Consider the following 22,942-nt stretch of genomic DNA (forward strand, 5'->3'; position numbering starts at 1 on the left):
GCCGGCGCGCGCGCCAGCCTCAACCTCCAGCTTTCACGACTCCGCCGCCGGTGTCGAGGCGTCGGGCTCGCCCTGGCCGATGAAGCGCGCCTCGCGGGCGGCGTCCCACATCTCGCGCAGCCCCTGCCGCGGCTGGTCGACAGCGAACACCGACAGCCGCGCCACCCACACCTCGGACAGCTGGCGCACCGTTTCCGGAACCCAGCCCGGCGGCTGCTGCCGCGCCCAGTTCAGCGGCGAGACGGCGTTGAAGACCAGCAGGAAGGCCGCCGCCACCATGATCATCCGGCTGGTCCAGCGCCGGTCGCGCGCGGCCAGTCCTTCGTCGTCCGGCGGCGGACCGGGCGGAAAGGCGAACCGGCCCAGCGCCACCAGGGCGTTCTCGCGGCCGGCGTCGTGGCGGACGGCGAGGTCGTGCGCGTCGGCTTTCTCGATCCAGTCGCTCGGCGGATCGGACTCCGACCCGGGTTCAGCGGCGAGTTCAGGTTCAGGCAGGGGCTCCGCCGCCACGCTCTCGCCCAGCGGCGGGAACGGCGACTCGGCCCGGTGCACCGGGAACGGCTCCAGCGGGATCGGCGGCTCGTCGCGATAGTTCGTCATCCCTCCTCCAACGCCCTAGAACTGGAAATAGATGAACGGGGCCACGCCCTCGGGCCGCACCGCCTCGACCAGCAGTATGGCGGCCCCGATCAGCAGGCCCAGGGTCAGCGACGGCGCCGTCTTCAGCCGCTCGGCCATCCCCTCCACCGCCCGCGGCGGCAGCCAGTGCATGGCCAGCCCGCCGGCGATGAGCGCCAGCAGCAGCGGCGTCAGCATCACCACCGGCCCGATCCGCCCCAGCCCCTCGACCATCTGCATCGCCAGTTCGAAACTCTCGGCCCGGAACAGGATCCACCCCAGGCAGACGATGTGGAAGGTGACCAGCACCCCGACCAGCGTCCCCCACCGGGACGGGCCCGCCTCCGCCCCGTCACGCCGTTTGAACGCCGCCCGTCCGAGCCGCTCGATCACCTGCACCCCGCCGTGGAGCGCGCCCCACGCCAGGAAGGTCAGCGCCGCCCCGTGCCACAGACCGCCCAGCACCATGGTGATGAAGACGTTGATGCAGCTCGAGATCAGCCCCCTGCGCCCGCCCCCCAGCGGCACATAGAGATAGTCCCGCAGCCAGCTGGAAAGGCTGATGTGCCAGCGCCGCCAGAAGGCCTGCATCGACGCCGCCCGGTACGGCTGGTCGAAATTGCGCGGGAAGGAATAGCCCAGCAGCGCCGCCAGCCCGATGGCCATGTCCGAATAGGCCGAGAAGTCGCAGTAGATCTGCACCGCATAGCCATAGGTCGCCGCCGCGATGTCCACCGCCCCGAACGCCGTCGGGTCGAAGAACACCGGATCGACCAGGTTCACCGACAGCTCCGAGGCGATCACCGTCTTCTTGAACAGCCCCCAGACGATCAGCAGCACCCCGTGCGTCGCCATCACCCGCGTCAGCCGCGGCGTCCGCTCGAACTGCGGCAGCAGGTCCGCCGCCCGGACGATCGGCCCCGCCACCAGATGCGGGAAGAAGCTGAGCAGCAGCATGACGTCGAGCAGGCTCTTCGCCGGCGGCGTCTTCCCGCGATGCACGTCGACGACGTAACTGATGCCCTGGAAGGTGAAGAAGGAAATCCCCACCGGCAGCACGATCTGCAGCAGCGGCAGATCCCGCTCCCAGCCGAACTGCGTCAGCAGCTCGCCCGCCTGTTCGACGAAGAAGCCGTAGTATTTGAAGAAGCCGAGGATGAGCAGGTTGATCGCGACGCCCAGCGCGACCAGCCAGCCGCCCCCCTTGGCCCCGGCCCGTCGTTCGCGGTCCCGCGCGATCAGCGCCGCCACGCCCCAGTTCAGAATGGCCGAGGCGATCAACAGACCGACGAACCGCCAGTCCCACTGCGCATAGAAGAACCAGCTGGCCAGCAGCAGGAACAGCTTGCGCCGCCCGTTCTCGCGATCCAGCGACCACGAGGTGAAATAGACGATCAGGAAGAAGACGCCGAACGCCAGCGTGGGGAACAGCATCTACGGAAGCCCCCCAACGAACGTCACCATTCCCCACTTCCCGTCATTCCGGGGCTTCGCGCCGCGAACAACCCGGAACCCAGGAGTGCCGCTCCGGTCGGCGAGCCACGACTGACGCACGACCGGTCCCGGGTTCCGGGTTCCGCTTCGCGGCCCCGGAATGACGATGTTTGAAATGGCGAACCGCATCTACCGCTCGCTCACCGTCCACGCGCCATAGGCGGCCATCAGGTCGCCAGCCAGCATCCCGCCGATCCAGTCGGCCCCGGCGCCGGTGAAATGCACCCGGTCGCCGCGCACATAGGGATCGGCCATCAACGCCAGTCGGTCCGCTGAACAGTCGCCGCCCATCCGCCCATGCCAGTCCCAGAACGCCACACCCATGTCGGCGGCGACCCGTCTCTGCACGTCCCGGACCACCGCCAGAGACGGCGGCGGCGCCCGCTGTCCGTCGGCGCTGCAGCCGCCGGTCACCCCGGCGCGCTGGCCGTCGGGGGCGCCGAGGATCATCAACGACGCCCGGGGGGCGAGCCGCCGCAACCGCGCCAGCTGCCCCCGCAGCAGCGCCTCGTAGGCGGCCGCGTCCAGAGCGTCGTCAAAGCCCTCGTTGGCGCCGTAGGCGAGGATGATCAGGTCGGGCCGCCAGGTCGCCAGCTCCACCGCCACCGTCGCCTCGTCGCGCGAGGCCAGGTCGCGGATCGTCGCCCCGACCCGCCCGAGGTTGGACACCACCAGACCCGGTCCGGCCTTCTCCAGCCGCACGGACTCGATCACCACGCCGTCGCCCAGCGGGCGAAGCCGCACGTCGTCGGCCGGACGCCCCAGCCGCATCTCGCGGCACACTTCCGCGTCCGGGCCCGCGCCGTTGAAATCCATCGGACGGACGACGCCGTCGACCTCGACTGCCAGACCCGGTCCGGGCCCCCTCGCCCGTCCGCAGACCCCGACCCGGGTCACCTCAAAGCCCGGCTCCAGCTCGAAGCCCATCACCGCGTCGCCGGCGGCGACCGATCGGGCGCCGCTCAACCCCATGCGCGGCGCGGGCGCGCCCGCGGGCGGCTGCAATGGCGCCTGTTCGGTCATCCATCCCGTCGAGCCCACGGCCACATGGAACGGCGCATAGCCATCGTAGGGGATGCCGGGCGGCAGGACGCCCCGCCCGCCCCGGCCGAATTCCCGCTGCAGCTCGGCCCGCAGCTTGCCGGTGATCCGGTCGCCGGCCGTATGACTGTCGCCGAGTTGCAGGATATGCACCGGCCGGGCGCGGCTTCCCCCCGCGTCGATCGCGGCCAGCGCCTCGAAGAATTGCCTCAGACCTGCGGGCTGGCACACCCCGGCGGGGCAGACGCCCCTGCCCGGCTCCAGGGCCGGCGCGGCTTCGTACGGCGTCTGCGCGAGGACCGGCGGGGCCGCCAAGACCATGGCGACCAGCGCCCCCAGCGCCGTCCTCATGCTCAGCCCACAGGTGCGGCGGGTGTCGTCGCCGCGGCCGGCGCGGCGAGCCCGGCGTCCCGCTTCAGCCGCTCGGCCACCGGCGCGCTCATCCGCAGGTATCCCGCCATCGACATGTGGATGCCGTCGTTGGCCCGCATCAGCACCTTGCGGCCGCTGTCGTTGGCCAGATAGGCCTCATAGCCGCCCTCGTCATTCGAGGTCAGGGCCGTGGTTTCGAGATAGGGCACGCCCAGCGCCCGCATCCGCGCTTCGACCACGCTGTTGACCAGCGCCATCCGGCCATCGAACCGGCTGCTCTTCATGCGCGGCAGGCCGACCCAGTAGACCGCCACGTCGCGGCCGCGCAGCATGGCCACCAGATTGTCGACCCGGGTGGCGTAGGCGGCCTTCCAACCTTCCGTGCCGAAGTCGTGGATGACCCCGTCCAGGCTGATCCCCTGCGCGTCGTTGGTGCCGAACAGGATCACCGCCACGTCGATCGGCGTCTCCTCGATCTGGCGCTGCGTCTTGGCCTGGATGTCGACGTAGTCGTAGCGCGACAGACCGGTCGAGACCTCGGAGAATTTGGTCACCGTGATCTTGGGCTCGTCGCGCAGGTCGCGGTACAGGCCGGTATAGAGGCCGTCGGCCATCGAATCCCCGAACACGCCGATGCGCAGCGGCCCCTGCGCCAGCCGTGCCGAGAGCGGCGTCACGGTCGGGACCGGCGGCGGCGCGGCGGCGGCGGCGCCCGGCGGCGGCGCGGGCAGGCTTGCGGGCGGCGCCGAAGCGTTGGCGCTGTCGCCCAGCATCACCGTGGGATTGCGCAGCCACGCTCGTCCGTCGGGCGTCAGCAGCAGACCGGCCGCCACCCCGACCAGAAAGATCGCCGTCATTGTGTTGACGCCAGCCTTCAAAACGTCCCCCGAACGTGAATCCGCCAAGACCTGTCTTTTACCCTATCGAGCCCCGCTGACCATGACGTGCCCGCCTCACGCGAAGAAAAAGGTTAACGCGCGCCGACGATCCTTCTCCCCTTGGGGGAGAAGGTGCCCCGGAGGGGCGGATGAGGGGTTAGTCGGCTCCGGATCGGCCGCCGGCCAGCCCCCATCAAACCTCCCCCTCATCCGAGCGGCTACGCCGCCCACCTTCTCCCCCTCAGGGGAGAAGGACGCCGCCAACCCGTGTCGCTGTGCTGACTATTCCAGAAATTATAGTCGGATTGTCGGGCCAATCTCCCGCCTTTTCAGTCACATGGCAGAATCTAGAATCGATCTTCCATCCGGATAAACGGGCGGGTGTATCCTTCTGCCTGTCCCGTCGCGGGGGAGGGCGTCTGGCGCCAGGGCCATCGCGGGCGGCGGGGTGTGATCGTTGCGGGACGCCGCGTTTCGCCTTCGGGCGGCGCGCGGCGGAACCGGACCCTGCTGGAGGACGGGTTGCGCCCCCCTCCGCGCAGGCGAAGGGACTGTCCTCCGGGTTGAAACGGAGGAGCCCGGGGGCCCTGGAGGCTCCCGCCCGTCCGGGCTTAGTTTCGAAAGGGCCTAAAGGCGAAACGGACCGGGTGCTGAAATTGGCGAAGCCCGGTCTCGCCTGTGATGCCCGCCCCGAAGCGCTCGGAGCCGCGATCACGGCGGAGCAAGGACGTTCAGCCGAAAACAGCACAGGCTCCCTACGGCGAAAGCACGGGAGCACCCATCACGGTTCCGGGCTGACGTCCGCGCTCCGCCGACCTCCCCAACCGCTTTTCCCGAAGCGGCGCCGGGTCGCGCCCGCTTCTACGCGCGCGCGCCCTTGCCCCTGCCCCCCGCGCGCGTTACGGACACCGACAGGCCGTCGATATTCACCAGACGGTGAAAAACATGAGGAAGCGATGCGGAAGATCTTCCCCGATGCGAAATCCGCGCTGGAGGGCCTGACCTTCGACGGCATGACCGTCATGTCCGGCGGTTTCGGCCTGTGCGGCATTCCGGAGCACCTGATCGCCGGCCTGCGCGATAGCGGCGTCAAGGGCATCACCGTCATTTCCAACAACGCCGGCGTCGACGGCTTCGGTCTCGGCCAGCTGCTCGAGACCAAACAGATCGCCAAGATGATCTCGTCCTACGTCGGCGAGAACAAGGAGTTCGAGCGCCAGTATCTGGCCGGCGAGCTGCAACTCGAGTTCAACCCCCAGGGCACCCTGGCCGAGCGCATCCGGGCCGGCGGCGCCGGCATCCCCGCCTTCTTCGTCAAGACCGGCGTTGGCACCCTCGTCGCCGAGGGCAAGGAGGAGCGCGAGTTCAACGGCGAGCGCTACATCATGGAGACCGGCCTCGTCGCCGACCTGTCGATCGTCAAGGCCTGGAAGGCCGACGAACGCGGCAACCTCGTCTTCCGCAAGACCGCCCGCAACTTCAATCCGATGATGGCCACAGCCGGGAAGGTCTGCGTCGTCGAGGTCGAGGAGATCGTGCCGACCGGCTCGCTCGATCCCGACTGCATCCACACCCCGGGCATCTACGTCGACCGCATCATCCAGACCGTGTCCGAGAAGCGCATCGAGCAGCGCACCGTCCGCACCCGGGAGACCGCATAATGGCCCGTAGCCGCGAACAACTGGCCGAACGCGCCGCCCAGGAGCTGCAGGATGGCTTCTACGTCAACCTCGGCATCGGCATTCCGACGCTGGTGGCGAACTACATTCCGGACGGCATGGAGGTCACCCTTCAGTCCGAGAACGGCATGCTCGGCATGGGCCCCTTCCCCTATGACGAGGACGTCGACGCCGACCTGATCAACGCTGGCAAACAGACCATCACCGAAATCCCCGAGAGCAGCTATTTCAGCTCCTCGGACAGTTTCGCCATGATCCGCGGCGGCCACATCAACCTGTCCATCCTCGGGGCGATGGAAGTGGCCGAGAACGGCGACATCGCCAACTGGATGATCCCCGGCAAGCTGGTCAAGGGCATGGGCGGGGCCATGGACCTCGTCGCCGGCGTCAAGCGCGTCGTCGTCGTCATGGATCACGCCAACAAGCACGGCCAGTCCAAGGTGCTGAAATCCTGCACCCTCCCCCTGACCGGCACGGGCGTGGTCAGCCGCATCATCACCGACCTGTGCGTCTTCGACGTCAAGCCGGACGGCGCCGGCCTGGAGCTGATCGAACTCGCCGACGGCGTCACCCTCGACGAGGTCAAGGCGAAGACCGAGGCCAGCTACACCGTTGCTCCCGGGCTCAAGGCGTAGGCATAGTTAACCCTCCGGGGCCGCGCGGCCTCTGAGGGGGACAGGCTGATGGCCGACGGAAGCTACCGCTGGCAGGGGCATGCGCCCGCGCCCGACGCCGCCCGGGTCGAGGCGATCATCGCCGCCGCTGACGAGGCGGGGGCGCCGACCTTCGCCGAACCGGCCCGCGCCGCCGCGGTCGAACGCATCGAGGCCGCCCTCGCCGCCGCCCGTTCCGGCGACCTGACCGGGGCGGAGGCCGAACTGGCCCGCGCCCGTTCGGTTCTGGAAGGCCTGAACCCCGCCGCCCTCGAACCCCGCCGCGGCCTCGCCGGCCTGTTCGACAGCCGGGGCAAGCGGCTCAAGGCCTTCCGCGAGACCTTCCGCCAAGCCTCCGCCCCCCTCTCCGACGCCGCGTCCGACCTGACCGGCCGGGTCGAGGCCGCCGCCGCCCGCTCCGGCGCCCTCGACGCGATCTGGTCAAGCATCCGCGACGCCATGGTCGATCTCGACGCCCATCTGCTCGCCGCCGCCCGCCGCCTGTCCCGCCACGTGCCCGCCGAGGACGCGCCGCCGCATCCGCTCGAGGCCCGCAAGGCCGCGCTCGACGCCTGCCGCGCCGCCGCCCTCGGCGCCCTGCCCCTGATCCGCGGCGCCCAGAACGCCGACGCCCGCGCCGCCGAGGCGATCAGGACGTGCAGCGACGGCGTGACGGAATGGCGTCAGGGCTGGGCCGAGGCCCTCGGTCTCGCCGGCAAACGCCCGAAGAAGGTCCGGCCCGACCGCGACCGCCTGGTGGCTCTCCGGGACACCCTGCTGGCCCGCATCGACGGGGCGCTGGCCGAGCTGAGCGTCTCGCGCCGCCGCCGCGCCGACGTCGAGACCCGGCTGTCGAACCTCCGCGCGCCGCTCTGATCAGCCCGCGTGGGCGTCGGTCCAGGCCACGATCTGCGTGTTCAGGTCCCGCGTGGCGATGTCGAACGCCTCGACGATCGCCGAGATCCGGTTCGCCGCCGCCGGCTGCTGCACCGTGAAGGTCCGCTCCGCCGCTACCGTCCGGTCGGGCAGCGCCAGAAGCCGCGCCCGCGCCGTCACCACCACCATCGGCGCCAGACCCGGCGCGTCGTAGCGGGCCTCGAAGGCTCGGACGTCGACATTCAGCGACCGCTCGCCCCGGCTCAGCTCACGCGGACCGATGACCCGCACCCGGGTCGCCTGCGCCGAAAAGGCGTTCTCGAGGCTCTCCATATACAGGTCGGCGGCGGGCGAAACCCAGCGCGCGCCGGCGATATAGGCCGTCTCCGTACCGGTCACCCCGAGGATCCTGTCACCCTCGACCGCCTCGGGAAACTCGACGCGGCGCAGATTCACGGGGACCAACGCAATCCGTCCTTCGGCCGCCGCGCCGTCCGCTGCGGGCCCGCCGAAGCGGTAGGTCTGCACCGGATCGGGCGAGGACAGCAGGGCGCAGCCGGCGACGGCGAGCGCGCCGGCCGCCGCAACGGCGAGCTTGATCGAAGTGCGGATCACGGCTGGACCTCCATTTCCTTGCTCGGCGCCCGGCCGATGAAGTCGCGCGGGCTGGACCGGACCTCGTCGATCAGGCCCTCCAGCGAGCGGGTCGCGTCCTCCAGCCCCTGGATCGCCTGTTGCATCTGCGGCAGGCCGGTGGTGACGAACTCGTTGACCGGTCCCTCCGCCCCCGTCGCGATGCGGTTGATCGAAGCCACGGCGGTGCGCGCCTCCTGGGTCGCGGCGTTGATGTTGGCCACAGCCCGCTTGCCGTCGCCCTCGACGATCTGGCGCGTGCTGACCGCCAGCGCCTCGTACTCTGCGACGGCGGCGTTGGCGCGGGTCAGGGCCTGCTCCAGCTGCTGCAGCATGCCCTTGCGGGCCTCAAGCTCGGTGCTCAGCGCCTCGATGTTCTTCAGGCTGGTCGAGAAGGACCGCACGTTATCGTCCGACAGCACGCGGTTGATCCGGTTCAGCGCATCTACGGTCTGGGCCAACACCGTGCCCGATCCCGACAGCAGTTCCGCGATCGGCGACGGTTGGCTCTGGATCACGGGCACGACGTTGTCGGCGTACTGCTCCTTGAGGATGGCGCTGTTCGGATTGCCGGCGGTGATCTGGATATAATTCAGCCCGGTGATCCCCTGCGGCTCCAGCTGGGCGCGCGAGGTCACGCGCACCGGCGTGGTGCCATCGACGCGGATGCGCGCGATCACCTGGTCGCCCTTGTTCGGATCGAGGTTCAGGTCGGTGACCTCGCCCACCCGGATGCCGTTGAAATGCACCTCGCCGCCTTCCGACAGCCCGCGCACCGGTCCGTAGAAGACGATGTCATAGACGTCGTAGTCGCTGTTGAACTGCAGTCGGGCCAGCCAGATCGAGAACACCGCCAGCGCCGCCAGAAGGGCGATAGTGGCGATGCCGACGGCGGCGTAGTGGGCGTCTCTTTCCATCTCTCCGCTCTCCTCAGGCGGCGTTCTTGCCGGCGCGACCGCGCGGGCCGAGGAAGTATTCCCGGATCCACGGATGGTCCGACTGCTCCAGTTCCTGAACCGGAGCCTTGGCCACGATCCGCTTGTCCGCCACCACCGCCACCTTGTCGGTGATAGCGTAGAGGCTGTCGAGATCGTGGGTGATCATGAACACGGTCAGGCCGAGATCGTTCGACAGCTGTCGGATCAGATCATCGAACGCCGCCGCGCCGATCGGGTCCAGACCCGCGGTCGGCTCGTCCAGAAACAGAAGCTCCGGGTCCAGAGCCAACGCGCGCGCCAATCCGACGCGCTTGCGCATCCCGCCGGAAAGTTCGGCCGGCTTCAGATGATGCGCCTCGGGCTTCAGGCCCACCATGGCGATCTTCATCTCCGCCAATTCCCGGATCACGTCCTTTGACAGCTGGGTATGTTCGATCAACGGCGAGGCCACATTGTCGATCACGCTGAGGGAAGAGAACAGCGCGCCCTGCTGGAACAGGATGCCCGTGCGTCGCTCGATATCGGCTTCCTGGGCCTTGGTCATCCCGGACCGCTCATGGCCGAAGATACGTACCGTTCCGCCCTCGGGCTCCTTCAAACCGATGATCGAGTTGAGCAGCACGGTCTTGCCCGCGCCGGACCCCCCGACCACGCCCAGCACTTCTCCCCGTTCGAGATCGAGATCGAGGTTCTCATGGATCACCCGATCCCCGAACTGGCTCAGCAGACCGCGCACCTCGATCAACCGCTCCAGCGTTCCACTCTGTTCAGCCGGGGCGCTCAAATGTTCAGTTCCATAAACAGCAGGGCGAACACCGCATCCAGGAAGATGATCGCGAAGATGGCCTGCACCACCGCCGCCGTGACCCGGCGCCCGAGGCTTTCGACATCACCCGCCACCGCCATGCCCTGGCGGCAGCCGATAGCGGCGATGACCAGGGCGAACACCGGCGCCTTGACCAGGCCGACGAACAGATGGTTGCCCATATCCGCAGTCGTCGACATTCGTTGGACGAAGAACGACGGCCCGAGGCCGAGCTCGCTCCAGGTCACCAGCAATCCGCCGAAGATGCCGGTGAGCATGGCGATGAAGGTCAGCAGCGGCAGCATGACGATCAGAGCGGCCAGGCGCGGAATGACCAGAGCCTGGAAGGGGTTGACGCCCATCACCTGCATGGCGTCGACCTCCTGGTTCATCCGCATCGACCCGATCTCGGCCGCGAAGGACGACGAGGAGCGGCCGGCCAGCAGCACGGCCGCGATCACCACGGCGAACTCGCGCAGCACGGAGATTGTGATCAGTTCGACCGCGAAGACGTCGAAGCCGACCGTCCGCAACAGGTCCGCACCGATAAATGCGATCACCGCGCCGATGAAAAAACTCGTCACCGCCACGATCGGGATGGCATCGAGTCCGGCGCGCTCCCCTTGGCTGAACCAGGCGGCCCAGCGCACCTTGTCCCAGTGTTTCAACGTCGAGCCTGTGGCAGTGATCAGCCGCCCAAGAAAGGCCATCGACAGCGTCGCTTCGCCGGCGATGTCATGCACGCCGCGACCGACCTTGGCGAAGCCGCGCACCCAGCCGGGCGGTCGCGGAAGCGGCCCGGCGCTCTCTCGCTCCAGCCGCTCTACGAGGGCGTAGGTCCGCCCCGCTTCTGGCCGCTGCTGCCAAGCCGCCTCGGGCAAAATGCAGTTGCTGGCCTGGACGATGGCCAGGGCCCCCGCCGTATCGAAACGGCCCAATTCCCCTAGATCGACCGCGTCGACACAGCGCTCATGAAGGGAGTCGTCCAGCCGGCGCGAAATCCGGCCGAGACTGGTCGCGGTCCAGTCGCCGATCAGCCGCAGGGTCACGCGTCCGTCGCCGTCCTCGATCTGAAAGTCCGCTGCGGCCATGCCCCTACCTAGATTGCGCCGTTCGATTTGCCTACGGTCAGACCACGGCAAAGCTGGGGCAGAACCGAACAACGCCGGCCCGGTCTATTCGTTCAGACACGGCGGATTGTTTTGTCAGAGCAGGGCCTTGGCCCGCTTCAGGTCCTTCACGAATCGCTCCCGCTCCGCCGTCTTTCCCGCTTCATCAGGGATCCGGAGAAGGTAGGACGGATGGACAGTGAGCAAAGCCTTCGCTCCGTCTCCCAGTTCGACGGCCTGACCCCGTTCCTTCGTCACCGCCACCTTGCGGCCGAGAAGGCCCAGCGCAGCGGTTCCCCCGAGGGTCACGATCACCTTCGGCTTCACCAGCCTGCGCTCCGCGTCCAGCCACCAGCGGCAAGCAGACACCTCGCCGGCGGTCGGGGTCTTGTGCAGACGCCGCTTGCCCTGCGGTTCGTGCTTGAAATGCTTGACGGCATTGGTGACGAAGACGTCCTCCCGCTCGATCCCGGCCTCCGCCAGAGCCGCATCGAGAACCTGACCCGCAGGGCCGACGAAGGGGCGACCCGCTAGATCCTCCTGGTCGCCGGGCTGTTCGCCCACGATCATCAGCCGCGCGCTCCTCGGGCCTTCCCCGCAAACACCCTGGGTGGCGTCGCGCCAGAGCGGGCACCGGCGGCAGGCCTGCACGGCCTGATCGAGTTCGGTCAGGTTGGAGGGCTTGAACCCCTCCTCGAAGGCGCGGTCCCGATTGATCCGCGACAGGGTCTTGGCCAGACGCGCGTTGGGTTCGGGGGCGGGCGTGGCGACCATCGCCTCCGTCCGAACCGCCGCCTGGGCCACCAGTTCCGGAATCAGGGCGGCCTCGGGCAGGTTCTTCCAGTAGCGCTTGGGCATTTCGCTCTGCATCGCCTTGGTTTTCAGGCGCGCCGGATTGAAGGTCGAGGCGTAGTAGGTCTTCCAGAAGTCCTCGACCTCATCCTCGGCGGGAGCCATGTCGCGGGTCGCCGGCGGCTCGAAGCTCAGGGTCTCGCCGTCCCACGCTGCGCAGCCGTCGGGGGTCAGGACCGACCAGCGCATGGTCGGGAACCGCCGGACGAAGAAGGGCGCCGTCTTTTCCAGAACGCGATGCGCTGGCTCGAACCAGGCCACCCACCTTTCCCCGTTGTCGTCCGCGGCCTGACGGAAGCGAACGAAGGCCTTCATCTTGTGGCTGGCGCGACTTACGTTCTTCGCCCGCTCAAACGCTTCCGCGACGTCGGCGTCGGTGACCACCTTCATCAGCTCAGGCTCATCGCCCAGCCGGCACAGCAGCCGGTAGAGCAGATCGAGCCGGTCCTCCGACCGGTGCAGGATGACGTCTCGCGCCAGATCGATGAAGCTCTTGGGGACGCTGAAGGAAGCCTGGTCCGCCGCTGGGAGCGGCAAGCTTTCGTCGAACAACCCGTCGCCGCCCGATCCGATCCGGAACGCGGCCTGACCCGGTGGCACGCCCGCCATCCGGAGGGCGCGCGCCGCGGTTCGCCAACCGTCGAAGTCGGTCTCGCCGTCCAGGACCGCGACCCGCATCAGAAAAGACTCATCTGAACCGGCTTCGGATCCGGCGCGATCCGTGCTCGCAAATCGACGGCGTCAGTCAGCCCGCCGGGGGTCCAATCCAGCGCCACGATGAACGGCCTGACCTTGTCGACGCCGCGGCACAGTCGGGCGACATCTTCCAGTCGCAGCGTGCGCCAGCGTCGGACGGACAAGATCCGGTCGACGGATTTCACGCCCAGCCCCGGCACCCGCAGCAAAACCTCGCGCGGCGCCGTATTCACATCGACCGGGAACAGCTCGCGCCGGTTCAGCGCCCAGGCCAGCTTCGGGTCTATGGCGAGATCGAGCATGCCGTTCGTGGCGGCCTCTCCGATCTCCGGCGCGGAGAACCCGTAGAAGCGCATCAGCCAGTCGGCCTGGTACAGCCGATGTTCGCGCATCAAGGGCGGCTTTTCGAGCGGCAGGACGCTGGACGAATCCGGAATGGGACTGAAAGCGGAGTAGTAGACCCGGCGCAGGCCGTAACCGCCGTATAGCGACGCGCTGCGGGCCATGATTTCGGTATCCGGAGACCCGTCCGCGCCGACAATCAGCTGCGTCGACTGACCGGCGGGGGCGAACCTGGGCGGCTTGACCCGGTCACGCTTTCCGGGCTTCGCAGCCTCGGCCGCGAGCCGCACCTGGCCCATCGCCTTCTTGATTACGCCCGCGTCCTTCTGGGGCGCCAAGCGCCTCAGGGCCTCGTCCCGAGGCAATTCGATGTTGGCTGACAGACGGTCCGCATAAAGCCCGGCCTCCTCGACCAGCTTCGGATCGGCTTCGGGGATCAGCTTCAAATGGATGTAGCCGCGGAAGTCGTGCTCGGTGCGCAGCGTCTTCGCCACCCGAACCAATTGCTCCATCGTGTAGTCGCCCGACCGGATGATGCCGGACGACAGGAACAGGCCTTCGATATAGTTCCGCTTGTAGAAGTTGAGCGTCAGCCCAACGACCTCGTCCACCGCGAACCGGGCCCGGGGCACGTTCGAGCTCGCCCGGTTGATGCAATAGGCGCAGTCGTAGATGCAGAAATTGGTCAGCAGGACCTTGAGCAGGGAGACGCAACGGCCGTCCGGCGTATAGGCGTGGCAGATGCCCATCCCTTCGGTCGAGCCGACCCCCTTGCCGCCGAAGGAGTCCCGCTTCGAGGTGCCGGAGGACGCACAGCTGGCGTCGTATTTCGCCGCATCCGCGAGGATGGACAGCTTTCGCCGAAGATCGAGTTGAGCCATTTGTTCGCACTATGTTCCACCCGGAACAGCGCGTCCAGCTTTGCTGGAGGGGGCGATTTGTCGCGTCAGCTCAGATAGTTGAGAAGCGAGACTTGGCGGAGCTGGGAGATCACCTGCGCCGACGCCTGAATGGCGACCTGCGACAGCTGCAGGTCGGTAATCGCCACGGCCATGTCGGCGTCGGTACGATTCGATAGCAATTGGTCCAGCGAGGCCAGCTGCGCCTCGTGACCACGGGTGACGCTCTCGACCTGATTGGCGAGCGAACCGGTCCGTGCGGTCTTGTCGATGACACCCGTGGCGGCCTGTTCCAGCCGGGCGAGTTGCGCGGTCAGGAAGATTTTCTGCGCTTCGGTGACCTTGCCGGTCAGCGGACCGTTGACCCCCGTGTGGTAGGTCTGGATGTCGCGCAGGATCTCGAATACCTCGCTGCCCAGCTCGTTGGCGAGGAAGCCGGTCTCGAGGGTGGTGCCTTCGGCCACGCGGCTGGCGGTCTTCAGCGTGTCGTTGACGAAAACCGAGGCCACGCTCGGTGCGGCGGCCAGTTCGGCGAGGTTGGCAGCTGTCACCGGGGAGGTCGCGGTAGACGCGCCGGAGAACAGGTATCCGCCGTGGTGCCGCATGGTCAGCCCGCCCCGGATGGTCTGGAAACGCCCCTCCATCTCGAGCATCAACGATCCGGCCGAGTCCGTCGCCAGCGCGCCGCCGACGGCGTCGCGCAGGCCGGCGATGCCGTCGCTGATCTGGGTCATCGCCAGATCCTGGGTGGTCAGCCGGGCGCTCACGGCCTTTGACGTATCGATGAAGCCCTGGATACGGCTCTGCGCGCCCTTCAGGGCCGTCAGGGTCTCGGACTGGCGGCCGAAGCCGGTGAGGTCGGTGGCGTTCTTCTGGGTCGACACCCGCTGCTGGGCATCCGCCGCACGGGTCTGGGCCCTCATCAAGTCCAGCAGCGCTGACTGATAGTTTCCGAAGGTGGCGACGCGGTTCATCAGATCATCCCCAGAAGCGTGTCGTACATGTCCTTGGCGGCCTGGATCAGTCGCGCCGAAGCATTGAAGGCCTGCTGATAGGTAGTCATCAGCACGAGCTCCTCATCCAGATTGACGCCTTCGTAGGCTGTCTGCCGGGCCGCGGCCTCTGTTGCGAGCGCCGACGCGGTGTCGTTACGGTTCTTGGCCGTCGCCGCCTTGCCCCCGATCTCGCCAGACAGCTCCGCGGCGTAACGGGAGACGGAGATCGAGCCGCCGGACGAATCCCCGGCCGGCGAGAAATTGGCCGCCCGCTCTCCCGCGTCGGCCAGCAGCAGGGCGCCCCGACCGTCCCCAGTGCTCAACGCCGACGCGCCGACCGCTGCGGCCAGATTCAGTTGCGCCAGCGCCAGCCTGGCCGGAGCCTGACGGATGTCGGAGCGCAGCGAGAAGCCGTCGGCGCGCGACGCCCGCACCCCGCCGCCGATCCCGAACAGTTCCGTGAGAGATACGCCGGACGGGACCTGAATGGTCGTGTCCTCAAGCACGCTCAGCTTCGGAGCCGGGCTGCCGTAGCCTGTGAACGCCAGCGATCCGTCCGCTGCCAACGCGAACTCACCGAACCGACCGACGCCCGTGCCCGGGTCGTTCAGCGCGGTGATCAGGTCGCCGACCGTGCCGCCGGCAGGCACGGAGACCTGAATATCGCGGAGCTTGGAGCCCTTCTCACCCGTAAAGCGGAATCTCAGGGTTTCTCCAGCGGTGAACCCGTGAGGGGAGGCCGCGGCCATACCCGTCTCGTAGAAGGCCGGGCGGTCGGTCGAGATCAGGTCGTTGAGTCCGAAAAAGTGCGAGAAGCCGCGCCCGGTCTTGTTCGAGGGACTGGCGGCGTCGTCGGCGACAGCCACGCCGTTCCCTCCGCCTGCGGCGATGGACAACTTGCCGTCGACGAAGCTGGCAATCGCGGAGCCGCCCAGTTGGGCGTTGAGCACGGTGAGGAAGGTCGCTGGCGTCGCCGCCGCGCCGTTCACCGTCATGGTCGCGCCGCTGAAGACGATGTCGGCGCGAGCCTGGACTATGCCCGACGCGTTGGTCACAGCCACCGTCGACTGACCCGAGAAGCCCGCGATCGCGCTTTCGAAGCTCTGCCCGACGTTGCGGCCGATCAAGCTGGCCGGGGCCGGGACCGCGCTGTTGGCGTTGTGGGCGCGGTTCAGTTCGTCGGCGACGTGAGCCACGAGTTCGGCCAGCCGCTCCGCCGTCGCGGGCGCTTCGATGTCACGCAGCTCCACGAGCCCCTTGATTTCGCCTGAGACCAGGTTGTCCAGTAGCGATCGCTTCTGACCGCCAGGTTCGGTCACCCATACTTCGTCGAAGGCGGTTTCACTGGTGACCGTGCCCGCACGGGTGTAGCTGAGCGTCGCCGCGCCCTCCCCCGCCAGCAAGGTTCCAGCCCCGGTGCGGATGGAGACTCCCCCGACCGCGCGCGTCGTGACGCGAATATCCACCAGTTCGGCCAGCTGGCCTATCAGAGAAGACTGAGCCGTCTCCGCGCCGGAGGCGTCGCCGTTGTGAACGGTGGCGCGGGCAATCTCGAGGTTGAGGCCCTCAATCTGCTTCAAGAGATTGTTCGCCTTCTCAACGGCGCTTTGAATTCGACCGTCGGCGTCCTCGCGCACGGCCTGGATTTGCTGGCCGATACGACCGGCTTCGTCGAACAAGGCCTGTGTCCGGAACAGGGCCTCCTGTCTGCGAGGCGAGGAAGTCGGATCTTCGGCGCTGGCAGCGAAGGCCGCGAACACGGCATCGACCTGCGAAAAGAAGCCGTTCGCCCCCCCCGGGTCGCCAAACAGGGACTGGACCCGGTCGTAGAGTTCATAGCGCACGCTCTGCCGTGCAGCCTCGGCGCCGGCGCTCAGGCTCGCGGCCTGGAGGAACCGGTCGGTCGCCAGGCGGATGCGCGCCACCTCGACGCCGGCGCCCATGCCCTGGCTGGTTCGGGTCACCTGATCGGCGATCTTGCGGACGTAGCCCGGCGTATTGACGTTGGAGACGTTGTCCGAGACCACGCGAAGCTGCGTCTGGGCCGCAACGAGGCCGGTGGTGGCCGTGTTCATGATGGCGTTCAGCGACATGCAGCAGCCTCCTGTGAGGCGGAGCCCGGCAAGGCCTGCCAGCCAATGCGCCTTTTTTGCCCGGCACCCTCACAGGGCGATCCGGGCAAGCCACTGAAATTCCGCGAGTTCGCGTTGAGCGCCTGGGTCATGGCCGGCAAGGGGCGCAAACCGCGGGCCAGTTCGCAGTCTGGCGGTTCGTGATCTGGGGGAGGCGCGGCGGACCGGGCAACAATCGTCGCCACACGGCAATATTCGACAAGGCGCCCGGCGTTACGGAGCCGGGGAGACGGCAAAAACCGGTTTGTTTTCCGGGTACTGCGCCTTCCCATGGATTTGGCCCGCGACTTGCGGCGGGGCGTCTGAATGTTCGGCGCAGCAGGCGCCCCCGTCCTCATCGCTCCGGCGACTCCCCCTCGGGCCCATGTCCGCTCAAGCCGTGCTCTCCATACTTGCGCCCAGTGCACCCGCCGCCTCACGAGGGCCGTCGGCGGACAATGGCGCGCTCAGCTTCGGCGGCCTGCTCTCAGGAGCGCTGACGGCGGATGAGGGTTCTGCCGGGCTCGACGATCTGGCGGTTTCCAATGACATCGAGGGGGGCACGTCCGACCTGGCCGCTCCCGTCAATGCACCGACCACCGCACCGATAGCGCTCTGGTCGGCCGATCAGTGGTCGAACGAAAAGGGCAATGACTTCGAACCAGCGGTTCTGGCGGACCCCGATATTTCGAAGGAGGCTGAACCCCTCGTTCTTCCCGCGGAGGAAACCTCCCAGGCCGCCAAACCCCGAATTTTGCCCGACGCCGAAGTCCCGAAAGATCAAGAGCCGCTGGCGCCGGCCGGCGCACCAACGACCAAGGACGCTGAACCCCAAGGTCTGCCGGGTGCCGAAGTTCCCGAGGGACCGGAGCCGTTCGCCCTTCCTCGCGCGGGAGAGTCCAGGACCTCCGAGCCGCAGATCCCGCCGCCCGCCGACACCCCCAAGGCGGTTGAGCCGTTGGTGCTTCCCGACATTCCAACCTCCAGAATCTCAAGAGCGGAGGTTTTGCCCGACGTGGTCGGGGAGAAGGGAGGGCGGCCCCAGGTGCTGCCGGGCGGCGGGGCCGACAACCTTGTGCCGCCGGCTCCCCCTGACGGGGACGCCATGGGGACCGTTATCGCCGAGGAACCGGCATCCCCCGGAGCGAACAAATCCGGAGCCGGCCAACCGTCGACGCCGCCGCCTCAGCCCGCTCCTCAGCCTCTGAGGGCCCTCGCCGAACGCATTTCACGGCCGCTGGACGAGACCGCGCGAGGCCAAGCGTCCTCGGCATCAAGCGACGCCAAACCGACATCGCCGGCGACGTCTTCGTTGACGGTCTCAACCGGGACATCGGCCAAACCCGCCACGGCTGGCGCACAGCCCACCCCGACGCCGCCGGCGGATGATGCGGCGCTCCGCGGCGAAGCGGCGCCGACTCGCGAACCGGCCTCCGCGCAAGCGGACCTGACCACCCCGGTCCGTGAGCATAGCCTGTCCAACCTGTCCCGCGGGGCCGTTGACGCCACCGCCCAGATCGCCGCCCAGATTCTGCGCAAACTTGACGGACGTTCGACCCGTTTCGAGATCGCGCTCAGGCCCGACGAACTGGGTCGGGTGGACGTCAAGCTGGATATCGATGCGGAAGGCCGGCTGGCCGCGCGGCTCGCCTTCGACAACCCGGCCGCCGCGACCGATCTGCGCGGCCGGGCCGAGGAGCTCAGACGCCAACTCGAGGCCGCAGGGTTCCATCTTGGGGAAGACGCCCTTGAGTTCGCCGAACGCGACAGCGGTTCGAGCGCCTTCGATCGGGGGCAGAATGCGCGCCATGGTCGCGGGCGCGCCTTCTCGGCCGCTTTAAAGCTCAACGCCGAAATCGATCTCGATCAGCCGCCGCGGTGGCTGGCTCGCACCCTCTCGCCCTCGGGCGTGGACATGAAGGTTTAGACCGATGGTTGAAGCCGTCTCCAATGTCGCCGACGTCGCCACCAGCCGGATCAACTCCGGCTCCAGCATGCTGGCGTCGAACTTCGAAACTTTTCTGGCGCTGCTTACCTCTCAGCTGAAGAACCAGGATCCGCTATCCCCGGTCGATTCCAACGAGTTCACCGGCCAGCTGACCCAGATGGCGGGGGTGGAGCAGCAACTGCTGACCAATGAGCTCTTGAAGAGCCTCGTCGCCGCCCAAGGCGGCGGAGGCGGCCTGGCTGGCGCGGCCAACTACATCGGCAAGGACGCAACGGCCGCATGGTCGGCCACCAAATTCACCGATGGTGAGGCGAACTGGAGCTATGAGGTTGCCGCCAATGCTGCATCCGCGAAGCTGCAGGTGCTCGACGGGACGGGCAAGGTGGTCTGGGAAGGCGACGCGCCGAAGAAGACCACTGGCGTTCACGACTTCTCCTGGGACGGCAAGACGACGTCCGGAGCCAACGCCCAGGAGGGCGGGGTCTTCACCCTCAAGGTCATCGCCAAGAATGCAACGGGCTCGGCAGTCGACGCCCAGGTCCTCACCCGGGGCCGTATCACCGGCGTCGAAATGTACGATGGCGAAGTCTTCCTGACGGTTGGCAACTCCATCTTGCCGATGGCCAGCGTCATCGCGCTCGAAGAAGCGCGCACTGCAATAACCCCGCCTCCCACGGATGGGGGAGACGAGGGCCTGCTCGCCTCGATCGCTTCGTCCTTCAACCCTTTGAAACTGTTCTCTTAAGGAGCCCCGCGCCATGAGTATCAACAGCGCTCTTCTCGCCGGCGTGTCCGGCCTGACCGCCAACGCCGCCGCTCTCGCGGCGATCTCCCAGAACATCGCGAACGTCAACACGGTCGGCTACAAACGGACCGCCGGAGAGTTCTCGACCGTCGTCAACAGCCAGTCCCAGGGCGCCGGCTATTCGGCCGGCGGCGTTCAGGCCAGCGCGCGCCACTTCACCAGCCAGAATGGCCAGTTGCAGCGCACCACGTCGTCGACGGACCTCGGAATCGCCGGCCAGGGCTTTTTCGTGGTGACCGAAAAGGCGGAGGCCCTGACGCCGACCGACACCCGTCTGTTCACCCGCGCCGGCGCCTTCCGGGTCGACAACCACGGCTTCCTGAAAAACACCGCCGGCCTCTATCTGCAGGGCTGGCCGATCGACAGCGAGGGCAATGTCAACCTCGACCCGTCGGACCTGACGCGGCTCAAGACCATCAACGTCGGCTCGGTCGGCGGAACCGCGGAAGCCACGACGCGCATCGAACTGAACGCGAACCTGCGATCCAGCCAGCCGATCTCGGCCGAAGCGACCGACGCCGCCGCCGCGCCGCCGGGACCGAACGCCTACAATGCCACCACCAACTCGATGGCGATGTGGGATCCCGACACCGGGGCCGGGGTGAAGCCTGACTTCGAGCTCACCATTCCGGTTTCGGACTCCAAGGGCGGACAGCGTACGGTCGCCTTGTCCTTCCTGAAGAGCGACGTGCCGAACGAGTGGTACGCCGAGGTCCGCGCCATTCCGGCCAGCGACGTCGTCACGGGCGCGGGCCTGACCAATGGCCAGCTGCGCTCGGGCCGGGTCGCGTTCACCCAGGACGGTCGTCTCGACATCGCGGCCATGCAGGCCATGCCCGCCGGGCAAGCCCTGTTCGCCGATCCTGCCACGGCTGCACTGAACTTCGGCGCGTCGAACGCCGCCGCCCCTGCAGCCGGACAGTTCAACTGGGCGCCCAGTCTCGGCATCGACAACCAGAGCGTCACCTTCGAACTGGCCAACGCCGCGGGCGGTCTGACCCAGTACGACAGCGCCTCGGTCGTCCAGGCCACGCTGACCAACGGCACCGCCTTCGGCAACCTGTCGGAGATCAAGATTGACGAGAAAGGCTATGTCACCGCCATCTTCGACAACGGCGTGACCCGGCAGATCGCCCTGGTCGCCCTGGCCACCTTCACCAGCCCGGACAGCCTGTCCGAGGCCAGCGGCAACGCTTTCCGGGTCACCCAGAGCTCGGGGACGTTCAACCTGAAAGGGGCCGGCAGCGGTGGCGCGGGTCTGATCGGCGCCTCCCAGTTGGAAGCCTCGACCGTCGACCTGTCGGCGGAGTTCACCGGCCTGATCACCACCCAGCGGGCCTACTCCGCCTCCTCGAAAATCATCACCACGGCGGACGAGATGCTGGCCGAACTTATCAGCATCAAACGCTGATCTCCGGGTAAGAGGTCGTAAACTTCAATGAAGTCTTCGTTCAGTATTGAGGGGGTGCACGGAGGTCATTTTAGGCTTTCCTTCACCACGACGCTTAAACGGCCCTTAGCCGCCGACCGCTACGGTTCAGCCTTGGTGATGGTGGTCAATGAGGCATAAGCCCATGTTGCAAGAGCGACGCCTTAACAATCAAGGCGAACAGTACGTGGTCGGCCCGACGGGCACGCCCCTGACCCTGCACGATCTTCCGCCGGCCAATACGGACCGCTGGGTGATCCGGCGCAAGGCCGAGGTTGTGGCCGCCGTGCGCGGCGGACTGATCAGCCTGGACGACGCGCTGGCTCGTTATCGCCTGACCGCCGAGGAATTTCTGGCGTGGCAGAAGGCGATCGACAAATGGGGCATGCAGGGTCTGCGCACGACCCGCATCCAACACTACGGCCGCGGCAGCTAAAACAACTCCCGAAGTTTCGACGGCCGCTCCCGGTGACGGGGGCGGCCGTCGTCGTTTGAGGCTGGCCTCGAAATCGAACCGGTTTCGCACTAGATAGCGCGCCATGACGCTCGCCGAGGACACCTGCCCCGTCCCGACCATCGCCCGCGCCGACATGGACGCGGCGGTCGAGGCCGCGCGCGCGGCGGTCGGGCTGCCGGTCGGATCGCGGGTAGTGGCGGCCATGTCGGGCGGGGTGGACTCCACGGTCGTCGCGGCTCTGCTGCACAAGGCGGGCTATGACGTCGTGGGTGTCACGCTGCAGCTCTACGACCATGGCGCGGCCTTGAAGAAGAAGGGCGCCTGTTGCGCCGGACAGGACATCCACGACGCCCGGCTGGCGGCGGAGATGCTGGGCATCCCGCACTACGTGCTCGACTATGAGAGCCGGTTCCGCGATGCGGTCATCGATCAGTTCGCCGATAGCTATCTGGCCGGTCAGACGCCGGTGCCCTGCATTCGCTGCAACCAGACGGTCAAGTTCCGCGACCTGCTCGACGTGGCCCGGGACCTCGGGGCCGAGGCCATGGCGACCGGCCACTACGTCCGGCGTTCGGTCGTCGGGGGGCGTCCGCAAATGCGCAAGGCGGTCGATCATTCGCGCGACCAGTCCTACTTCCTGTTCGCCACAACGGCCGAGCAGCTGGACTATCTGCGCTTCCCGCTGGCCGATCTCGAAAAGCCCCAGGTGCGCGGCGTGGCGGCCGGACTGGGTCTGCGCATCGCCGCCAAGCCGGACAGCCAGGACATCTGTTTCGTGCCCAACGGCGACTACCGCACCCTGATCGACAAACTGCGTCCGCAAGGCCGCGAGGCCGGCGAGATCGTGCACATGGACGGTCGGGTGCTGGGCGCCCACTCGGGCATCACCGATTACACCATCGGCCAGCGCCGGGGCCTGAATGTCGCGGTCGGCGAGCCGCTGTTCGTGACCAAGCTGGATCCGGCGCGGCGTCACGTCATCGTCGGCCCCCGAGAGGCCCTGTTGACGGCCGCCCTGACGCTGGACGAGACCAACTGGCTGGGCGACGGACCGTCGATCGAAGCGGCGGCTGAAGCCGGAGCCGGGGTCCTGGCGCGGGTGCGTTCGACCCGTCCCCCTTCGCCCGCCCGCCTCGGGCTGATCGATGGCGCGGTGGCGGTGACTTTCCAGGCGGGCGAAGAAGGCGTGGCTCCCGGCCAGGCCTGCGCCCTCTACGATCCCTCCGATCCCGACCGGCTGCTCGGCGGCGGATTCATCAAGACGACGACGGCCGCGGTCTGAGAAGCTGGTCGCGGCGCAGAAGCCCTAGCT

General features: G+C 67.8%; 20 protein-coding genes. 8 read left to right on the forward strand and 12 right to left on the reverse strand.

Annotation, left to right across the window (positions count from 1 at the left end; all coding sequences use genetic code 11):
* Positions 1–33: 33 nt before the first annotated feature.
* From HNQ67_RS08140 to HNQ67_RS08155, 4 genes are all read right to left on the reverse strand, one after another.
* Positions 34–600 carry a hypothetical protein gene (locus tag HNQ67_RS08140; protein WP_183254251.1) on the reverse strand — a complete coding sequence of 189 codons (567 nt, stop codon included), beginning with the start codon at positions 598–600 and terminating at the stop codon, positions 34–36.
* A 15-nt stretch (positions 601–615) separates the two neighbouring features.
* On the reverse strand, positions 616–2,052 hold the full coding sequence (locus tag HNQ67_RS08145) for an MBOAT family O-acyltransferase (protein ID WP_183254253.1): 1,437 nt from the start codon (positions 2,050–2,052) through the stop codon (positions 616–618).
* Positions 2,053–2,241: 189 nt separating this feature from the next.
* Positions 2,242–3,504, reverse strand: a complete 1,263-nt coding sequence (locus tag HNQ67_RS08150; protein WP_183254256.1) for a GDSL-type esterase/lipase family protein — start codon at positions 3,502–3,504, stop codon at positions 2,242–2,244.
* Positions 3,505–3,506: 2 nt separating this feature from the next.
* Complete coding sequence (locus tag HNQ67_RS08155) at positions 3,507–4,382, reverse strand: SGNH/GDSL hydrolase family protein (RefSeq protein WP_246347511.1); 876 nt, start codon at positions 4,380–4,382, stop codon at positions 3,507–3,509.
* A gap of 977 nt (positions 4,383–5,359) precedes the next feature.
* Here HNQ67_RS08155 and HNQ67_RS08160 point away from each other — a divergent pair.
* Genes HNQ67_RS08160 through HNQ67_RS08170 form a run of 3 tightly spaced genes read left to right on the forward strand, consistent with a single transcriptional unit; the run spans position 5,360 to position 7,611 of the window.
* Entirely contained in the window at positions 5,360–6,064 is a 705-nt protein-coding gene (locus HNQ67_RS08160; RefSeq protein ID WP_183254260.1) for a CoA transferase subunit A, read from the forward strand.
* The gene (locus tag HNQ67_RS08165; RefSeq protein WP_183254262.1) at positions 6,064–6,717 is read left to right on the forward strand and encodes a 3-oxoacid CoA-transferase subunit B; all 654 of its coding nucleotides are present in this window, start codon (positions 6,064–6,066) and stop codon (positions 6,715–6,717) included. Before HNQ67_RS08160 ends, HNQ67_RS08165 begins: the two co-directional genes overlap by 1 nt.
* 48 nt (positions 6,718–6,765) lie before the next feature.
* A complete protein-coding gene (locus HNQ67_RS08170) occupies positions 6,766–7,611 on the forward strand; it encodes a hypothetical protein (RefSeq protein ID WP_183254264.1) in 846 nt (281 codons plus the stop codon).
* Here HNQ67_RS08170 and HNQ67_RS08175 read toward each other — a convergent pair whose 3' ends face one another.
* The 8 genes from HNQ67_RS08175 to flgK form a co-directional block, all read right to left on the reverse strand.
* Positions 7,612–8,226, reverse strand: coding sequence for an ABC-type transport auxiliary lipoprotein family protein (locus HNQ67_RS08175; RefSeq protein ID WP_183254266.1), 615 nt, complete (start codon positions 8,224–8,226; stop codon positions 7,612–7,614). It abuts the gene before it with no gap.
* On the reverse strand, positions 8,223–9,161 hold the full coding sequence (locus tag HNQ67_RS08180) for an MlaD family protein (protein WP_183254268.1): 939 nt from the start codon (positions 9,159–9,161) through the stop codon (positions 8,223–8,225). Before HNQ67_RS08180 ends, HNQ67_RS08175 begins: the two co-directional genes overlap by 4 nt.
* Positions 9,162–9,174: 13 nt before the next feature.
* Positions 9,175–9,966, reverse strand: coding sequence for an ABC transporter ATP-binding protein (locus HNQ67_RS08185; RefSeq protein WP_183254270.1), 792 nt, complete (start codon positions 9,964–9,966; stop codon positions 9,175–9,177).
* Positions 9,963–11,078 (reverse strand): MlaE family ABC transporter permease, encoded by a 1,116-nt coding sequence (locus tag HNQ67_RS08190; RefSeq protein WP_183254272.1) that lies wholly within the window; start codon positions 11,076–11,078, stop codon positions 9,963–9,965. Before HNQ67_RS08190 ends, HNQ67_RS08185 begins: the two co-directional genes overlap by 4 nt.
* 114 nt (positions 11,079–11,192) lie before the next feature.
* Positions 11,193–12,626: a UdgX family uracil-DNA binding protein gene (locus tag HNQ67_RS08195; protein ID WP_183254274.1), complete on the reverse strand. Its 1,434-nt coding sequence runs from the start codon at positions 12,624–12,626 to the stop codon at positions 11,193–11,195.
* Positions 12,626–13,867 carry a putative DNA modification/repair radical SAM protein gene (locus tag HNQ67_RS08200; RefSeq protein ID WP_183254276.1) on the reverse strand — a complete coding sequence of 414 codons (1,242 nt, stop codon included), beginning with the start codon at positions 13,865–13,867 and terminating at the stop codon, positions 12,626–12,628. Before HNQ67_RS08200 ends, HNQ67_RS08195 begins: the two co-directional genes overlap by 1 nt.
* Before the next feature lie 65 nt (positions 13,868–13,932).
* Positions 13,933–14,859, reverse strand: coding sequence for a flagellin (locus tag HNQ67_RS08205; protein WP_183254278.1), 927 nt, complete (start codon positions 14,857–14,859; stop codon positions 13,933–13,935).
* Positions 14,859–16,973, reverse strand: a complete 2,115-nt coding sequence (gene flgK / locus HNQ67_RS08210) for a flagellar hook-associated protein FlgK (RefSeq protein WP_183254280.1) — start codon at positions 16,971–16,973, stop codon at positions 14,859–14,861. The genes HNQ67_RS08205 and flgK overlap by 1 nt, the downstream gene beginning before the upstream one ends.
* Positions 16,974–18,303: 1,330 nt before the next feature.
* Between flgK and HNQ67_RS08215 the strand changes: the two genes are divergently transcribed.
* The 5 genes from HNQ67_RS08215 to mnmA all read left to right on the forward strand — a co-directional run bounded on the left by HNQ67_RS08215 (position 18,304) and on the right by mnmA (position 22,912).
* On the forward strand, positions 18,304–18,918 hold the full coding sequence (locus tag HNQ67_RS08215) for a flagellar hook-length control protein FliK (RefSeq protein ID WP_246347512.1): 615 nt from the start codon (positions 18,304–18,306) through the stop codon (positions 18,916–18,918).
* Between the two features lie 4 nt (positions 18,919–18,922).
* Positions 18,923–19,684, forward strand: coding sequence for a flagellar hook assembly protein FlgD (locus HNQ67_RS08220; protein WP_183254282.1), 762 nt, complete (start codon positions 18,923–18,925; stop codon positions 19,682–19,684).
* Between the two features lie 13 nt (positions 19,685–19,697).
* Positions 19,698–21,155: a flagellar hook protein FlgE gene (gene flgE / locus HNQ67_RS08225; protein ID WP_183254284.1), complete on the forward strand. Its 1,458-nt coding sequence runs from the start codon at positions 19,698–19,700 to the stop codon at positions 21,153–21,155.
* Positions 21,156–21,318: 163 nt separating this feature from the next.
* Positions 21,319–21,609 (forward strand): CtrA inhibitor SciP, encoded by a 291-nt coding sequence (sciP, locus tag HNQ67_RS08230; protein ID WP_168046867.1) that lies wholly within the window; start codon positions 21,319–21,321, stop codon positions 21,607–21,609.
* A gap of 103 nt (positions 21,610–21,712) precedes the next feature.
* Positions 21,713–22,912 carry a tRNA 2-thiouridine(34) synthase MnmA gene (mnmA, locus tag HNQ67_RS08235; protein WP_183254287.1) on the forward strand — a complete coding sequence of 400 codons (1,200 nt, stop codon included), beginning with the start codon at positions 21,713–21,715 and terminating at the stop codon, positions 22,910–22,912.
* Positions 22,913–22,942 lie beyond the last annotated feature (30 nt).

It is taken from the genome of Brevundimonas basaltis (assembly GCF_014202075.1).
Classification (GTDB): Bacteria; Pseudomonadota; Alphaproteobacteria; order Caulobacterales; family Caulobacteraceae; genus Brevundimonas; species Brevundimonas basaltis.

Coding starts and splice junctions, on each gene's coding strand:
- HNQ67_RS08140 (WP_183254251.1), bottom strand. CDS start 600: ATGACGAACTATCGCGACGAGCCGCCGATCCCGCTGGAGCCGTTCCCG.
- HNQ67_RS08145 (WP_183254253.1), bottom strand. CDS start 2,052: ATGCTGTTCCCCACGCTGGCGTTCGGCGTCTTCTTCCTGATCGTCTAT.
- HNQ67_RS08150 (WP_183254256.1), bottom strand. CDS start 3,504: ATGAGGACGGCGCTGGGGGCGCTGGTCGCCATGGTCTTGGCGGCCCCG.
- HNQ67_RS08155 (WP_246347511.1), bottom strand. CDS start 4,382: ATGACGGCGATCTTTCTGGTCGGGGTGGCGGCCGGTCTGCTGCTGACG.
- HNQ67_RS08160 (WP_183254260.1), top strand. CDS start 5,360: ATGCGGAAGATCTTCCCCGATGCGAAATCCGCGCTGGAGGGCCTGACC.
- HNQ67_RS08165 (WP_183254262.1), top strand. CDS start 6,064: ATGGCCCGTAGCCGCGAACAACTGGCCGAACGCGCCGCCCAGGAGCTG.
- HNQ67_RS08170 (WP_183254264.1), top strand. CDS start 6,766: ATGGCCGACGGAAGCTACCGCTGGCAGGGGCATGCGCCCGCGCCCGAC.
- HNQ67_RS08180 (WP_183254268.1), bottom strand. CDS start 9,161: ATGGAAAGAGACGCCCACTACGCCGCCGTCGGCATCGCCACTATCGCC.
- HNQ67_RS08190 (WP_183254272.1), bottom strand. CDS start 11,078: ATGGCCGCAGCGGACTTTCAGATCGAGGACGGCGACGGACGCGTGACC.
- HNQ67_RS08195 (WP_183254274.1), bottom strand. CDS start 12,626: ATGCGGGTCGCGGTCCTGGACGGCGAGACCGACTTCGACGGTTGGCGA.
- HNQ67_RS08200 (WP_183254276.1), bottom strand. CDS start 13,867: ATGGCTCAACTCGATCTTCGGCGAAAGCTGTCCATCCTCGCGGATGCG.
- HNQ67_RS08205 (WP_183254278.1), bottom strand. CDS start 14,859: ATGAACCGCGTCGCCACCTTCGGAAACTATCAGTCAGCGCTGCTGGAC.
- flgK (WP_183254280.1), bottom strand. CDS start 16,973: ATGTCGCTGAACGCCATCATGAACACGGCCACCACCGGCCTCGTTGCG.
- HNQ67_RS08220 (WP_183254282.1), top strand. CDS start 18,923: ATGGTTGAAGCCGTCTCCAATGTCGCCGACGTCGCCACCAGCCGGATC.
- flgE (WP_183254284.1), top strand. CDS start 19,698: ATGAGTATCAACAGCGCTCTTCTCGCCGGCGTGTCCGGCCTGACCGCC.
- sciP (WP_168046867.1), top strand. CDS start 21,319: ATGTTGCAAGAGCGACGCCTTAACAATCAAGGCGAACAGTACGTGGTC.
- mnmA (WP_183254287.1), top strand. CDS start 21,713: ATGACGCTCGCCGAGGACACCTGCCCCGTCCCGACCATCGCCCGCGCC.